General features: G+C 71.4%; 14 protein-coding genes and 1 pseudogene. 10 read left to right on the top strand and 5 right to left on the bottom strand.

Annotated features, from left to right (window positions below):
* Positions 1–384 precede the first annotated feature (384 nt).
* Entirely contained in the window at positions 385–672 is a 288-nt protein-coding gene (locus tag OG447_RS03445; RefSeq protein ID WP_266934796.1) for a chorismate mutase, read from the bottom strand.
* Positions 673–1,471: 799 nt separating this feature from the next.
* On the opposite strand from OG447_RS03445, the pseudogene OG447_RS03440 reads away from it, so the two are divergent.
* From OG447_RS03440 to OG447_RS03415, 6 genes and pseudogenes are all read left to right on the top strand, one after another.
* Positions 1,472–2,218: pseudogene (locus tag OG447_RS03440) on the top strand (DUF6879 family protein).
* 19 nt (positions 2,219–2,237) lie between these two features.
* Positions 2,238–3,086, top strand: a complete 849-nt coding sequence (locus OG447_RS03435; RefSeq protein ID WP_266934794.1) for a helix-turn-helix transcriptional regulator — start codon at positions 2,238–2,240, stop codon at positions 3,084–3,086.
* A gap of 116 nt (positions 3,087–3,202) precedes the next feature.
* Positions 3,203–4,789: a glutamine-hydrolyzing GMP synthase gene (gene guaA / locus OG447_RS03430; RefSeq protein WP_266934792.1), complete on the top strand. Its 1,587-nt coding sequence runs from the start codon at positions 3,203–3,205 to the stop codon at positions 4,787–4,789.
* A gap of 120 nt (positions 4,790–4,909) precedes the next feature.
* The gene (locus tag OG447_RS03425; RefSeq protein WP_266934790.1) at positions 4,910–5,707 is read left to right on the top strand and encodes a class II aldolase/adducin family protein; all 798 of its coding nucleotides are present in this window, start codon (positions 4,910–4,912) and stop codon (positions 5,705–5,707) included.
* Between the two features lie 102 nt (positions 5,708–5,809).
* A complete protein-coding gene (locus OG447_RS03420; RefSeq protein ID WP_266934788.1) occupies positions 5,810–7,066 on the top strand; it encodes a hypothetical protein in 1,257 nt (418 codons plus the stop codon).
* Between the two features lie 18 nt (positions 7,067–7,084).
* The gene (locus tag OG447_RS03415; RefSeq protein ID WP_266934786.1) at positions 7,085–7,606 is read left to right on the top strand and encodes a DoxX family protein; all 522 of its coding nucleotides are present in this window, start codon (positions 7,085–7,087) and stop codon (positions 7,604–7,606) included.
* Here the strand turns inward: OG447_RS03415 and OG447_RS03410 are convergent.
* Positions 7,552–7,776, bottom strand: coding sequence for a hypothetical protein (locus tag OG447_RS03410; protein WP_266934784.1), 225 nt, complete (start codon positions 7,774–7,776; stop codon positions 7,552–7,554). The two genes, OG447_RS03415 and OG447_RS03410, sit on opposite strands and share 55 nt — an antisense overlap.
* Complete coding sequence (locus tag OG447_RS03405) at positions 7,763–9,094, bottom strand: PspC domain-containing protein (RefSeq protein WP_266934782.1); 1,332 nt, start codon at positions 9,092–9,094, stop codon at positions 7,763–7,765. The genes OG447_RS03410 and OG447_RS03405 overlap by 14 nt, the downstream gene beginning before the upstream one ends.
* Before the next feature lie 131 nt (positions 9,095–9,225).
* Here OG447_RS03405 and OG447_RS03400 point away from each other — a divergent pair, with 131 nt between their 5' ends.
* The 3 genes from OG447_RS03400 (at position 9,226) to OG447_RS03390 (ending at position 12,394) form a co-directional block, all read left to right on the top strand.
* Complete coding sequence (locus OG447_RS03400) at positions 9,226–10,530, top strand: ATP-binding protein (RefSeq protein ID WP_266934780.1); 1,305 nt, start codon at positions 9,226–9,228, stop codon at positions 10,528–10,530.
* Complete coding sequence (locus OG447_RS03395; protein WP_266934778.1) at positions 10,527–11,216, top strand: response regulator transcription factor; 690 nt, start codon at positions 10,527–10,529, stop codon at positions 11,214–11,216. Before OG447_RS03400 ends, OG447_RS03395 begins: the two co-directional genes overlap by 4 nt.
* 74 nt (positions 11,217–11,290) lie before the next feature.
* Complete coding sequence (locus OG447_RS03390; protein WP_266934776.1) at positions 11,291–12,394, top strand: esterase family protein; 1,104 nt, start codon at positions 11,291–11,293, stop codon at positions 12,392–12,394.
* A 6-nt stretch (positions 12,395–12,400) separates the two neighbouring features.
* Here the strand turns inward: OG447_RS03390 and OG447_RS03385 are convergent, their stop codons facing one another.
* On the bottom strand, positions 12,401–13,465 hold the full coding sequence (locus OG447_RS03385; RefSeq protein WP_266934774.1) for an NlpC/P60 family protein: 1,065 nt from the start codon (positions 13,463–13,465) through the stop codon (positions 12,401–12,403).
* 127 nt (positions 13,466–13,592) lie between these two features.
* Positions 13,593–13,946, bottom strand: coding sequence for a hypothetical protein (locus tag OG447_RS03380; RefSeq protein WP_266934772.1), 354 nt, complete (start codon positions 13,944–13,946; stop codon positions 13,593–13,595).
* Between the two features lie 102 nt (positions 13,947–14,048).
* Between OG447_RS03380 and OG447_RS03375 the strand changes: the two genes are divergently transcribed.
* Positions 14,049–14,390, top strand: a complete 342-nt coding sequence (locus OG447_RS03375) for a helix-turn-helix transcriptional regulator (RefSeq protein ID WP_266934770.1) — start codon at positions 14,049–14,051, stop codon at positions 14,388–14,390.
* The last annotated feature ends 5 nt before the right edge of the window (positions 14,391–14,395 follow it).

Raw genomic sequence — 14,395 nt, 5'->3', positions numbered from 1 at the left:
ACACGTGATCCGCCCGGATGGTTGTACCGGAACCCGGCGGGCGGGACTGTGGCGTCGGTCACACAGTGTGCTGAGCAGTGGCGGTGCGGGCCCGGCGGCCGAGGGGCGGGCGGGAAAAGGAACGGCCGGCCCGGGGCGTCCCCCGGGCCGGCCGTCCTTCTAGCGGGGTGACCGGGCTGCTGTCCCCTGCCGTCCGGTCACGCGAAGGAGCGAGGTCCCACGACGCACGCCCCACGGGGGATGCGTCTCATCGCTCCGGCGGAGCCACGCGTGGTGTCGCGGTCCGCGACTGGCTGGCGCGGACAACCACACCAACGAAGGGCCCTGGGGCCGGTCACGGTCCGATCGAGTGACGAACGGCCGATCGCAGCCCGTGCCACGGCCTCACACGCGGCCCCGGCAGAGCTCCAGCAGGGTCATGGCGAGTGCGGTCCCGGGCTTTCCGAGAGCATCGCTCCAGTGCGAGAGCACCTCCATCTCGCGGGACAGGTGCACCCGCCGGCCGCCGGAGGAGATCCGGGCCTCCTGGATGACCGTGGAGACGGCCATCCGCTCCTGGATCAGGCCGATGATCCGGTCGTCGAGGGCATCGATGCGCATCCGGGAGTCGGCGATCAGCTGCTCGGGGGCGGTGGTGGAGGTGGCGGCGGCGGTGGCAGTGGCGGTGGTCATGGTCTTGTCTCCTGTGGGTCGTGCCGGCAGGAGCGGAAACGCAAGAGCGCCCCGGTCCTGTCGGACCGGGGCGCTCCGGGAAATCAGTGGCTCAAGCGAGCATCACGAGGACCCATGGCGACCGGACCGACCGGTGCCATAGGTAAAGAGGAAGCTCAGCTGCTTGCGCATGGACTGGATTATGGCCTTCCGCCCCCTTCGCGGCCAAGCCGGTTCGGATGGTGAGACGGCTGAGCTGCGCGTGTGACGCGCGCGTGGTCGGTGTAGACGCGCCGGAACAGGTCATGGCCGGTCCGCCCCGTGTGCCGCAGTGCCCAGCCGTGCGCCGCCTCTTGGTGATCCTGCGGGCCGGACTCGGCTCCGCAGCGGTACGCCACACAGAACACTTCGTAGGTGACGCCACCCTCCGGTGCGTGCCGGATGGTGTGTCTGACGTACCGGAACAGACCGTGGCTGCTCAACACCGGCCGTGCCCAGGGTGAGCTGCGATCTCCACGTTGCAGTCCGACACGGCCGAGTAGTCGCCCAGCCGGTGTGCTTCCGAGCGCTGCTGGGTCAGCGCCGCGCACACGTCGCAGCCTGCGGCGGGGCTCGGAACGTCGGTAGGCAGTGACAGGTGGACCGGGGGGCTCATGGTGGTCTGAGAGGCCATGAACAGAACGTTAGGGAGCGCCAGTTGAGGCGGGGAGAGACTATTCGCGATTATTCTTGGGTGGCGGCCGGTCATGCATCGACATGCGTGCGTGGCAGCCGACATCCTGTGAGACCAGGGCTCTCCCACGGTGAAGGGGTAGGACCGATGTCACGCAGGTTGCGCTTCAACGGCACGGGCAGCGGTGAAGGTGGCTGCCCCGCTGTGCATGAGGATCTGGACAGCGGAGAGATCGTCGTTCACGGAACGCCACTCACCGATCTCGATGACGTCGCTCAGTTGCGCCATCTCTCGCCAAGCGAGGTGGCGATCGTCGTTCCGCGTGAACTGCTTGTCGACTTCGGCCCCAAGGAGGTCGTCCGCGTGCCTCGCATCATCGACCTGGATGCTTTTGGGAAGCTGTTCGAGAACTTCGAGCACACCGCCTGGCGGCTGGAATCGCGGCGCCGGTACGCCTCTGACGAAGCCACTGACACATACGCCCAGTTCCTGCGGGGCGAGAGCCCGTCATGGGATATGGAGACAGCGTGGAGCAGGACCATTCGCCAGAAGACGGCAGGCGGGGTCACGGTTGGTCGCGTACGCATTGTCGACAGTCAGCCGACTTCGGGCCAGCGCTACCTGATGGTCCACACCGAGAAGAACGCCGCGCTCGGGGAGGACATCCGCAATCTGTGGCGGGAAGACGCCGAGCAGCTCCGGCTGCCCTCCGAGGATCTTTGGATCTTCGATTCCAGGCTGGTCGCTGTCCTCAATTTCGACGACGGGGACAACCTGCTCGATGTTGAGCTGATCACCGAACCGGTCGAGGTCAACCGCTAGGTACGGGACAAGGCCTGGCATTACGCCGTGCCGTACGAGACGTTTGCCTCAGGACTGGCGACAGGGGAGTAGCAGTGAGCGTGCGGGACCGGTGAGCACGGACTATCAGCAGGCGAGAGCGGCCCTGGGCGTACGGCTACGGGAGCTGCGTGAGTCCTGTCCTGGAAGCCGGCTCACCGGTACGGCGCTGGCGGCACGACTTGGCTGGACGCAGTCGAAGGTCAGCAAGCTGGAGACCGGGCGGCAGACAGCGACGGCCGAAGACCTGAGGGCGTGGGCGGCGGGAGTCGGGCAACCGGAATCGGCGGAGGAGCTGCTGTCCCGGCTGCGCGGACTGGAGTCCCACATCCGCTCATGGCGCCGCCAGCTGGCCGCGGGACTGCGCCCGGTGCAGGACGCGCACAATGCGGCACAGGCCGATGCGAGAGTGCTCCGCGCGTGGGAATCGTCCTGGATCGTCGGCGTGCTTCAGACGCCCGATTACGCACGTGCGGTCCTGAGTCGCTTCGCCGATCTGCATCGGACGCCGAGGGACGTGGAGGAAGCCGTGCGTTCCCGGATGAAGCGGCAAGAGGGACTGTACGACTCCGGCAAGCACTATCGGATCTTGTTGTGGGAAGCGGTTCTCCATTCCCGGATCTGTGCACCTTCCGTGCTTGCTGCTCAGCTCGACCGCCTACAGGGGGTGATCGGCCTTGACACGGTGGAACTGGGGATCGTCCCCCTTGAGGCGGCCCTGAAGATCCCGCCAGGTCTCGGGTTCTGGATCTACGACGACCGGCAGGTGGTCGTGGAAACCTGGCACGCGGAGCTCTGGCTGGATGACACCGACAGCGTCGCCACTCACCTGCGGGTCTGGAAGACGCTTCGGGAAGCTGCCGTCTTCGGGGCGGACGCACAGCGTTTGATCAGCCGGGCTCGCCGGGCCGTCGATGCATGAACCTGACTGGTCGGATCACTGCCGTGGCCTGGGACTCGGATGGTGAGACGAAGAGGCCCCTACGTCCCCCGTTAGAATCGACAAAACAGCCACCTCTTCCGCCGGAAGGCCGCCCCGTGCCAGAAGCACCCTCCGCCGCCCACGACAGCGCCCCGGACACGGTTCTCGTCGTCGACTTCGGCGCCCAGTACGCCCAGCTCATCGCCCGCCGCGTCCGCGAGGCACGGGTCTACAGCGAGATCGTGCCGAGCTCGATGCCCGTCGCCGAGATGCTGGCCAAGAACCCGAAGGCGATCATCCTCTCCGGCGGCCCGTCCTCCGTGTACGAGGAGGGTGCCCCGCAGCTCGACCGCTCCCTGTTCGAGGCCGGCGTCCCCGTCTTCGGCATGTGCTACGGCTTCCAGCTGATGGCGGTCACCCTCGGTGGCCAGGTCGACAACACCGGCGCCCGCGAGTACGGCCGCACCCCGCTGGCCGTCTCCAAGGCCGGCTCCACCCTCTTCGAGGGCACCCCCGAGCACCAGTCGGTGTGGATGTCCCACGGCGACGCCTGCTCCGCCGCCCCCGAGGGCTTCACCGTCAGCGCGTCGACCGACGTCGTACCGGTCGCGGCCTTCGAGAACGACGAGAAGAAGCTGTACGGCGTGCAGTACCACCCCGAGGTGATGCACTCCACGCACGGCCAGCAGGTGCTGGAGCACTTCCTCTACCGCGGTGCGGGCCTGTCCCCGACCTGGACCACCGGCAACATCGTCGAGGAGCAGATCGCGGCCATCCGCGAGCAGGTCGGCGACAAGCGCGCCATCTGCGGCCTCTCCGGCGGCGTGGACTCCGCGGTCGCCGCGGCCCTCGTGCAGAAGGCCATCGGCTCGCAGCTGACCTGCGTGTACGTCGACCACGGCCTGATGCGCAAGGGCGAGACCGAGCAGGTCGAGAAGGACTTCGTCGCCGCCACCGGCGTGCAGCTGAAGGTCGTCGACGCGCAGGAGCGCTTCCTGAACGCGCTGGCCGGGGTCTCCGACCCGGAGACCAAGCGGAAGATCATCGGCCGCGAGTTCATCCGCGTCTTCGAGCAGGCCCAGCTGGAGATCCTCCAGGAGGACGGCCCGGCGGTCGCCTTCCTCGTGCAGGGCACCCTCTACCCGGACGTCGTCGAGTCCGGCGGCGGCACCGGCACCGCGAACATCAAGTCCCACCACAACGTGGGCGGGCTCCCCGACGACATCGAGTTCGAGCTCGTCGAGCCGCTGCGCCAGCTGTTCAAGGACGAGGTCCGGATGGTCGGCCAGGAGCTCGGCCTGCCCGACGAGATCGTCCAGCGCCAGCCCTTCCCCGGCCCCGGCCTCGGCATCCGCATCGTCGGCGAGGTCACCAAGGAGCGCCTGGACCTGCTGCGCGAGGCCGACGCCATCGCCCGCCACGAGCTCACCGCCGCCGGCCTGGACCGCGAGATCTGGCAGTGCCCGGTCGTCCTGCTCGCCGACGTCCGCAGCGTGGGCGTCCAGGGCGACGGCCGTACCTACGGCCACCCGATCGTGCTGCGCCCCGTCTCCTCCGAGGACGCCATGACCGCGGACTGGACGCGCATGCCGTACGAGGTCCTCGCGCGGATCTCCACCCGCATCACCAACGAGGTGCCGGACGTGAACCGCGTGGTCCTGGACTGCACGAGCAAGCCCCCGGGCACCATTGAATGGGAGTAGTCCCCGCCCGAACGTGAGACGGAGCCGCCGCCCAGCCCCCGCTGAGCGGCGGCTCCGCCGTTTGTATGGCCAGTTGACGGCCGCGCCGGTACCTTGCGCCGCGACCTGAAGGAGGGCCACATGCCGGATCAGCCCGTACCCGGACCCGTACCGCGCCCCGTGCCCCTGGAGCGGCTCGGCTTCGAGATGCCCCCCGTGCACGACACCGTCGAGGAGGCCCGCGCCCACCGCAAGGAGCGGCTCGCCGGGGCGCTGCGGCTGCTGGGGCGGCTCGGGTACGAGGACGGGGTGGCCGGGCAGGTCACCGCGCGGGACCCCGGCTTCGAGGACTGCTACTGGGTGAACCCCTTCGGGCGGGCCTTCGGCTCCCTCACCGCCGGGGACCTGCTGCTCGTCGACGGGGACGGCCGGGTGCTCCAGGGGGAGCGCCGGGTCAACGAGCTGGCCTTCGCCGTGCACGCGGCGGTCCACCGGCGGCGCCCCGAGGCCGTGGCCGTCGTCCGTGCGCAGGCCCCGTACGGCAGGGCCCTGGCCGCCCTCGGTGAACTCCTGGCCCCCGTCACCGCGGAGGCCTGCGCCTTCTACGAGGACCACGCGCTGCTGGACGGGTTCGTAGGGGACGGGGCCGCCGACGCCGACCGGATCGGGCGCGCGCTGGGCCCGTACAAGGCGCTGATCCTGCGCAACCGCGGGCTGCTGACGGTCGGGGACTCGGTGGAGGCCGCCGTGTGGTGGTTCATCGCGGCGGAACGGGCGGCGCAGGTGCAGCTGATCGCGCGGGCGGCGGGGAAGCCGGTGCTCATCGACCACCACGACGCGGTCGCCACCCGCGAGCGGTTCGGGTCGGATCTCGCCGCCTGGGTGAGCTGCCAGCCGCTGCTCCACAACGGTGACACGCCGGTGGCGTCAACATCATGAACCGTTAATCACCTGCTCTGACATCGTGCGCAATCCGGAGCACTGCCGCAGTGGTGCACAATTCGCTGGCATTGCACCGTAGTTCAGAGAGGCGGCACGTACGTGGCTGTCCAAGAGATGTCCCGGGGTACCCACACCGTCGCCTGCGCCTGCGACGACTGCGCACGGGAGGGGCACCGCCGCGCCGTGGCGGCCTTCCTGGAGAAGCGCGACGAGTTCGCCGCCGGGCAGGGGCTGCCGGCGGCCGTCGCCCATTCCCTCGGCGCGTCCCGGCAGTGGGTCTCCGACGAACTGACCCTGTCGGCCCGAACCGTCGCCGACCGCGGCCGGGAGGCGGGGAACTCCTGGCTGTACCTGTTCTCGCGGCGGGCCGTGCTCGCCGTGTGGATCGCCGCCGGGGTCCTGCTGCTGGTCCAGGTCGGCACCGCGCTCGGCACCGGCTGGAGCACGGCCCGCACCGCCGGGCTGCTCACCGCGCTCGTGCTGGCCGGGCTGCTCACGGTCGCGGCCCGCGCCCAGTCGGTGCGCGGCGGGCTGCTGGCCCCGCTGGTCGGCGAGGACAACCGGCTGTCCACCTCCAAGGCGGTGCCGAGCGCCTGGGTGGGACTGACGGCGTTCGCCGCGCTGCTGCCGGCGCTGCGGCTGGCGGCCTCGGCGCCCGGTCCGGAACGCGAGGCGCTGTACGCGGGTCTCGCGCTGGACCGGGCGCTGCCGCTGCTCGCGGTGGTCGTGCTGACCTCGGGGGTGGCCGTGCTGGTGCGCCGGGTGGTCGCCGTACGGATCATGGGCCAGCGGCTGCAGAAGCTGCCGGCGGACCGGCCGCGCGGGGTGGACCTGCTGACGGACGACGCGGGGCGCGGCAGCTTCCCGGACGCGCAGTACGTGCTCGTCTCGACCGTGGTGCTGGCCTACGCGCTGGTGTCGCTGGCCCGGTTCCCCGACCGGCTGCCGCAGCTGCCGTGGGCCCTGGCCCTGCTGGTGGTGCTGTCGGCGGCGGTCTACCTGGCGGGGAAGTACGCCGAGGGCAGCCGCCCGCTGGTGCTGTCGGTGGTGCGCAGACGGGAGCCCGGGGACCTGGACGCGGCCGTCCGCCCCGGGGACGACATCGAGATCCGGGGCGTGGGTTTCGTACCGCCGGGGGCGCAGACCCCGGAGATGCTCGCCCGTTTGGTGGTACGCATCGGGGCGGTGCACGTGCACGTTCCACTGGTCCCCGTGCCGGGCGGGTTCACGAACCCTTCGGACGCGGTCCTCACGGTGCCGGTGCCGGCGGAAGTGGAACCCGGCCTCATCGAGATCCAGGTGGTAACAGCCGCGGGAGTGGAATCCAATCGCTGCACGGTCGACGTGGCCGAGTGAACGGGGTAGACATGGTGCGTGACTCGAACTGAAGTCCCCGCCCGCGTACGGGAACGGCCTTCCCGCTACGCACTGCTCCGCGAACAGGCCTCCCGGTACGCGCTGCTCCCGCTGCGGATCTTCCTCGGCGTGACCTTCGTCTACGCGGGTCTGGACAAGCTGACCGACTCCGCGTTCCTGTCCGCGTCCGGCGACGGCTCCATCGGGCAGACGATGGAATCGACGCGCGACGCCTCCGCCGTCCCCGCTCTGGTCGACCTGGCCCTGGAGGATCCCGTCGGTTTCGCGGTCGCCCTGGCCATCGGGGAGATCCTCGTCGGCCTCGGTGTCCTGGCCGGCCTGCTGACGCGCGTCGCCGCCGTCGGCGGTGCGCTGATCTCGCTGAGCCTGTGGCTCACCGTGTCGTGGGCCGTCCCCCGCTACTACTACAGCCAGGACCTGATCTACCTGATGGCCTGGATCCCCTTCATCCTGGCCGGGGCGTCCTACCTCTCGCTGGACTCGCTGATCCGGTCGCGGCGGTCGCGCCGTACCGCGTAGGTCACCATCCCGACCAGGGCGGCCAGGCACAGGCCGCCCACGGCCATCGGCACGACGGTGAACCAGGGCAGGTCCGCCTCGCCGGAGGCGTCCAGCAGGTAGAGCACGCCCGCCACCGTCAGGGTCACTCCCGCGACCAGCCGTCCCGGCTGGAACTCATGACGCCGCACGGGCCACCTCCACCTGTCCCACACCCGCGCTGAGGTGCAGCTCGATCGTCCCGCCGGCCTCGGTGCCGGCGGCGGGCGCCAGCGTCGCCCGCTGTGTCTCGCCTCCGCCGCGGACCCGGAAGTCGCGGCTGGTCTCCCCGGGCATGTGGATGTCACCCAGCCGGATCTCCACATCGGCTTCGGCCGTCACCTCCCGCGGCAGGATCACCTTGAGCCGGCCCGCGTCGAGGGAGGCCCTGACGGCGACGGTCGTGCCCTTCGCCACGTCCAGGCGGCTCAGGTCCAAGGTGGCGAGCCCGGTGCCCGCCTCGTACGCGGGCTGTACGTCGGCCACCGCGGCCGGACGCCACTCGACCTGCTGCCAGTCGGTGCCGATGTCGCGGGGCAGCACGGCGGCGACCGCGAGCCCGCCCGAGGTGAGCAGGGCCAGCAGGACCGTGCCGAAGCCGGTGCGGCCGAGCAGGGAGCTGACCGCGAGGCCCAGGCCGAAGACGAGCAGCGCGGCGGCCAGCCCGGTCTGCAGGGCCTCGCCCAGCGGACGGCCCTGCCAGTTGACGGCGGTCGCGACGGTTCCGGCGAGCAGGGCCAGTAGGAAGACCCGGCCGCCGATGCCGCCGCGCGGGCGGGCCGGGGCCGGGGCGGGCTTCGCCGTCGCCTGCGGGCTCGCGCCGGCGCCGGCGGGCGCCGGTTCGGCGTCGTCGGGGCCCCACAGGTAGCCCGTGGCGCCGACCGGACCGGTCGTGCCGTCCTTCACCAGCGGGTCCCGCCACCAGGACGGGCCGCCGGGGGCCGGCGGAGCCTTCGTCTCCGGCGGGGCGGGCGAGTGCGCGGCGGGGGCCGCGGCCTCGGGCGGCGCGGTGTGCCGGCGCCGCTGCGACCAGTACGAGGCCCCGCCCAGCGCCAGGATCACCAGGACGGAGAAGACCGCGAGGCCGCCGTTGTCCAGCATCGACAGGAACAGCGTGCAGCCCACCAGCGCGGCGAACACCGCGGCCAGGGTGGCGCCTTCGACGCGGCCCGTCAGCAGCTTCTTCGCCTCGCTGTCCTCCTCGCCCTCCAGCGGCAGCAGCAGCCACGCGAAACCGTAGAAGATCAGGCCGACGCCGCCCGTGACCGCGAGGACGCCGAGGACGATCCGGAAGACCACGGGGTCCAGGTCGAAGTACCGGCCCAGGCCGCCGCACACCCCGGCGAGGACCTTGTCCCGCTTCGCGCGGCGCAGCGGCGGCCGGGGGCCGGCCGTGTGCGGGACCCCGGGATCCTCCCCCGGACTTCGTCCGGGGGGACCCCCAGGCGGGGCATCGTTAACTTCGGTCATGGGTCCATGGTGACGGGCGGCGGAGGCCCGCGGAATCCGGCCCGACCCTGGCACAACCCTGATATCCCCCCGACGGAACTGGGGGGCTGCCCTGATGCCGCACCGCCCCCGCGCGTGTGACCATCGGTGACATGCCCGTAGCAGCCGCCCCCCGCACCCCGCACGCAGCCGAACCGCCACCGGGCTCCGAGACGCCCCAGCGCAAGCTCTACCGCAGCGCCGACGGCCGGATGCTCGGCGGTGTCGCACGCGGTCTCGCCGGGCACCTCGGGATGCCGGTGGTCTGGGTCCGGCTCGCCTTCCTCGGGCTGTTCCTGTGGGGGGACGGGCTCGGCGTGCTGCTGTACGCGGCGTTCTGGGTGTTCGTACCGCTGGGCGTCGGCGGGCGCAGCGGGCACCGCTCCTGGTTCGAGACCCTGTCCGACGGCAGCCGCCGCCTGCGCAAACCCGAGAAGGGGCAGATCACCGCGCTGATCGCGCTGTGCGTCGGCGCCGGCATCTTCGTCTCCAAGGTCCAGGTCGGCGGCGCCTCCGGCCGGTACGTGTGGCCGACGCTGCTCGTCGGGGCCGGTGTGGTCCTCGTCTGGCGACAGGCCGACAACGCCCGCCGCGCCCACTGGAGCACGGCTGCCGGGCGGCACGGGAACCTGCTCCAGGTCGCCCGCGCCCTCGCCGGCGTCGTGCTGGTCGGCGTGGGCCTGACCGTCTTCATCGTCGTACGGGGCTCCGCCGCGCAGCTCGGCAACGTCCTCACCGCGACCCTCGCCGTCCTCGTCGGCGTGGCCCTGCTGGCCGGACCCTGGCTGATCCGCATGACCCAGGACCTGTCCGAGGAGCGGCTGATGCGCATCCGCGCCCAGGAACGCGCCGAGGTCGCCGCCCACGTCCACGACTCCGTGCTGCACACCCTCACCCTGATCCAGCGCAACGCCGAGGACGTGGGAGAGGTACGCCGCCTCGCGCGGGCTCAGGAGCGGGAGCTGCGGAACTGGCTGTACAAGCCCGAGGGCACCGGCAAGGACGAGGCCGAGGAGCCGGCCACCCTGGCGGAGGCCGTGAAGAAGACCGCCGCCGAGGTGGAGGACCACCACGGCGTCCCCATCGAGGTCGTCGTCGTGGGCGACTGCCCGCTCGACGAGGGGCTCGCGGCGCAGGTCCAGGCCGCGCGCGAGGCGATGGTCAACGCCGCCAAGTACGGTGGCGAGGGCGGGCCGGTCCAGGTCTACGCCGAGGTGGAGGGGCAGACGGTGTTCGTGTCCGTACGGGACCGCGGGCCGGGCTTCGACCTCGACGCGGTACCCGGCGACCGCATGGGCGTACGAGAATCGATCATCGGCCGGATGCAGCGCAACGGCGGGACCGCACGGCTGCGGTCCGCGCCCGACGGCGGCACGGAAGTCGAGCTGGAGATGGAGAGGGCGGCGAACGCACCATGACCGAGGACAGCGCTGTGACGGAGACCAGGCGGGTCCGGGTGGTCCTCGTCGACGACCACCGGATGTTCCGCACCGGCGTACAGGCGGAGATCGGCGACACCCCGCGGACCGGCGTCGAAGTCGTCGGCGAGGCCGCCGACGTCGACCAGGCCGTCACCGTCATCACCGCCACCCGCCCCGAGGTGGTGCTCCTGGACGTGCACCTGCCCGGCGGCGGCGGGGTCGAGGTGCTGCGGCGCTGCGCCCCGCTGATGGCGGCGGCCGAGAACCCGGTGCGGTTCCTGGCCCTGTCCGTCTCGGACGCGGCCGAGGACGTCATCGGCGTCATCCGGGGCGGAGCCCGCGGGTACGTCACCAAGACCATCACCGGAGCCGACCTGGTGGACTCGGTCTTCCGGGTGCAGGACGGCGACGCGGTGTTCTCGCCCCGGCTGGCCGGCTTCGTGCTCGACGCCTTCGCCTCCACGGACGCGCCGCCGGTGGACGAGGACCTGGACCGCCTCACCCAGCGCGAGCGCGAGGTGCTCCGGCTGATCGCGCGCGGCTACGCGTACAAGGAGATCGCCAAGCAGCTGTTCATCTCCGTCAAGACGGTGGAGTCGCACGTCTCGGCCGTCCTCAGGAAGCTCCAGCTCTCCAACCGGCACGAGCTGACCCGCTGGGCGACGGCGCGACGCCTGGTCTGAGCAGGCGGGTGTGATCCACGCCGCAGGGGGCGGGGGCAACCGGGCGGCGGGACGTGGCACTCTTGGGTTCCGTGATGAGCCTGACCGGGACCCCCCTTTTCGTGACGGTGGTCGTACTGACCGTGCTCGCCGTCGTCCTGCCGCTCGCCGTGTGGAGCAGGGTGCGCGGCCCCGTCGTCGTACGCGTCGCCACCCGCGCCCTGATGGTGGTGTTCGCTCAGGTCACGGCGATCGCCCTGGTCTTCATCGGCCTCAACCAGCAGATGAACTTCTACACCTCCTGGGGTGACCTGCTCGGCACCGGCACGTACGTCACGGCCGCCCCCGACCTCGGTCCGGACGGGCTCGGCGGGAAGAAGGCCGCGGAGGCGCCCAAGGTGCGCCAGAAGTTCGAGCCCGTCGAGGGCCTCGGCGGCCGGGTCCAGAAGACCGATCTCGACGGCAAGGTCTCCGGGGTCAAGGGCGACGTCATGGTGTGGCTGCCGCCGCAGTACGACGACCCGGCCTACAAGGACAAGAAGTTCCCGGTGGTCGAGCTGATCCCGGGCATACCGGGGACGGGGAAGTCCTGGTTCCAGGGGCTCAAGGTGCACGAGGTGCTGGAGCCGCTGATGAAGGAGGGCAAGGTGTCCCCCTTCATCCTGGTCTCGCCGCGCGCCATGCTGCTCGGCAACGGCGACACCGGCTGCGCCAACCTCCCCGGCAAGGTCAACGCCGACAGCTGGTTCAGCGTCGACGTCCGCAAGATGGTCACCGACAACTTCCGTGCCTCGGACGAGGCCGGGACCTGGGGCGTGGCCGGATACTCGGCCGGGGCGTACTGCGCCGCCAAGCTGGCGATCGCCCACCCCGACCGCTACAGCGCGGCCGTCTCCCTGTCCGGCTACAACGACCCGGGCCAGGAACCGTCCTCGCTGGTCGGCCAGGACCCGGAGCTGCGCCGGACCCACAACCTGAAGGCCCTGCTCAAGGCCGCGCCGACGCCGCCGGCGGTCTCGCTGTGGATGTCGGGCGCCGAGCAGGACGGCTACCTCTCCGGCACGGACCTCAAGGCGATCGCGCAGACCCCGACCGTGGTGCACGCGGAGAAGGTGACCGGCGGCCACAACCTCGACTCGTGGTCGAAGCAGCTGCCGCAGACCTTCGGCTGGCTGAGCAAGGCGGTCAAGGCGCCGTAGCCGCGCTCACGCGGGGCGCGACGCACCGGCCCAGGGCATCGAGTCGATCGGCGCCACCCGGACCGTCGAGCCGGGACGCGGGGCGTGGATCATCTGGCCGTTGCCGATGTACAGGCCCACGTGGGTGACGCCGGAGTAGAAGAACACCAGGTCGCCGGGGGCCAGCTGGTCGCGGGCCACGCGCCGGCCGCTGTTGATCTGGGTGTAGGTGGTGCGCGGCAGGGAGACCCCGGCCGAGCGCCAGGCCGCCTGGGTCAGCCCCGAGCAGTCGAAGGATCCGGGGCCCGTGGCGCCCCAGACGTACGGCTTCCCGATCGCCCCGTGGGCGAAGGCGATGGCCCGCGCGGCGCGGGAGCCGTCGGACGGGGGCGGCGGGGTGCTCGGCGGGCCGGCGGGGGAGCCGGCCGGGGAACCCGCCGGGGGAACGGGGGCCGACTGGGCCTCGTACGCGGCGCGCTGTTCGGCGGTGAGCTTGGCCAGCAGGCGTCTGGCGGCCTCGAGCTTGTTCTCGATGTCGGCCTTGTGCCCGGCGATCTCGGTCTGCCGGGAGCGGAGTTCCGCCAGCCGTCCGGCGGCCTGGTCCCGCAGCTGCCCGACCTCGTCGAGCCGGTGGCGTACGGAAGTGATCTCGGCGGCGTTGCGGTCCCCGGTGCGGGTAATGAAGGAGGCCTGGTCCAGGTAGGCCGTCGGGTCGTCGGCCGTCGCGAGGCGGACGGCGGTGCCCAGGGTCCCCCCGGTGCGGTACTGGCTCGCGGCCATGGACCCGAGGGCGCTGCGGGCGGTGTTGAGGCGGTCGGCCCTGCGGGCGCTCTCGTCGCGCAGGCCGGTCAGCGCGCGCTGGGCCTCGTCGGCCTTCTCCTTCGCCCCGTTGTACCGCTCGGTCGCGGCTCCGGCCTCCTCGTAGAGCCGGTCCACCTCGGCCTTGACCTGGGCGGGGGTCAGCTGGGGGTCGGCCTGGGAGGTGCCTTCGAAGGCGGTGGCGGTGGCAGCGCCCGCGAGGGCGAGGGTGGCGGCGGTCCGTACGGTGCCGCCGGAGAACGGGCGCTGCCTGGGCTTTCGGTGACTGGCCACGGGGGCCTCACGTCCTTCCTCTCTCGGTGCTTGGAGGAGGACGCTAGACCCGCAGGTAACGGGTGGATGACGGGTGATCGTAAGTGGCTTGATACGACCGTGGATGGCCGCTCGGGACCGGTCCGGATCAGCGCCAGAGGACGGCGATAAAGATATTGATCACGGTCAGACCGCCGACTGCACCGAACAGCGCCTTGTCCACCTGCTCCTCGTCACGCTTGACGTAGACGAGGGCGAGGATCACGAAGAGGATCGCCAGCTTCACGCCGACCTTGATGTTGTTGACGGCGGAGCCGTCCATCTCACGGAAGCCGACGAGCAGGACGCCGGTGACGAGCATCGTGAGCGCGCCGTGCAGCATGGCGGGCACGAAGCGGGCGGTGCCCGCGCCCATCGCCTTCATCTGGGTCAGGAAGCCGCCGAGGAGCGAGGCGATACCGATGATGTGCAGGCCGACGAAGACATTGATCAGTACGTCCATGGCCCCGAGCGTACGGGGCGGCCGGCGGCCGGTTCCGGGCGGGGAACCGGCCGAGCAGAGGATCCCGTCCACGTCAGTTCGGGTTTTGCGTACAGTTGCTCCATGGCCGCCGAAGAGCTCCATCACCCCGACGCCGCCCGGATCGAACTGGTCGAGGTCCTGGCCGCCCTCGGCCACCCCGTACGGCTGGAGATCGTCCGCACCCTCGCCGGATCCGGGGCGGAGGTCTTCTGCGGGGCGGTGGCCGAAGGCCTGCCCCGCTCCACGGTCACCCACCACCTGCGCACGCTGCGCGAGGCCGGTGTGATCTGCCAGCGCCCCGAGGGACGCAAACTCTTCCTGACCCTGCGCCGCCAGGACCTGGACCGGCGGTTCCCCGGGCTGCTGGCCCTGGCCGTCGGCGAATTTCCGGGCACGGAACCGGCTGTCGGTCCCGCCCCCTAGACTCG

Source organism: Streptomyces sp. NBC_01408, assembly GCF_026340255.1.
Lineage (GTDB): Bacteria > Actinomycetota > Actinomycetes > Streptomycetales > Streptomycetaceae > Streptomyces.
This window is presented reverse-complemented; position numbering and strand designations above follow the sequence as displayed.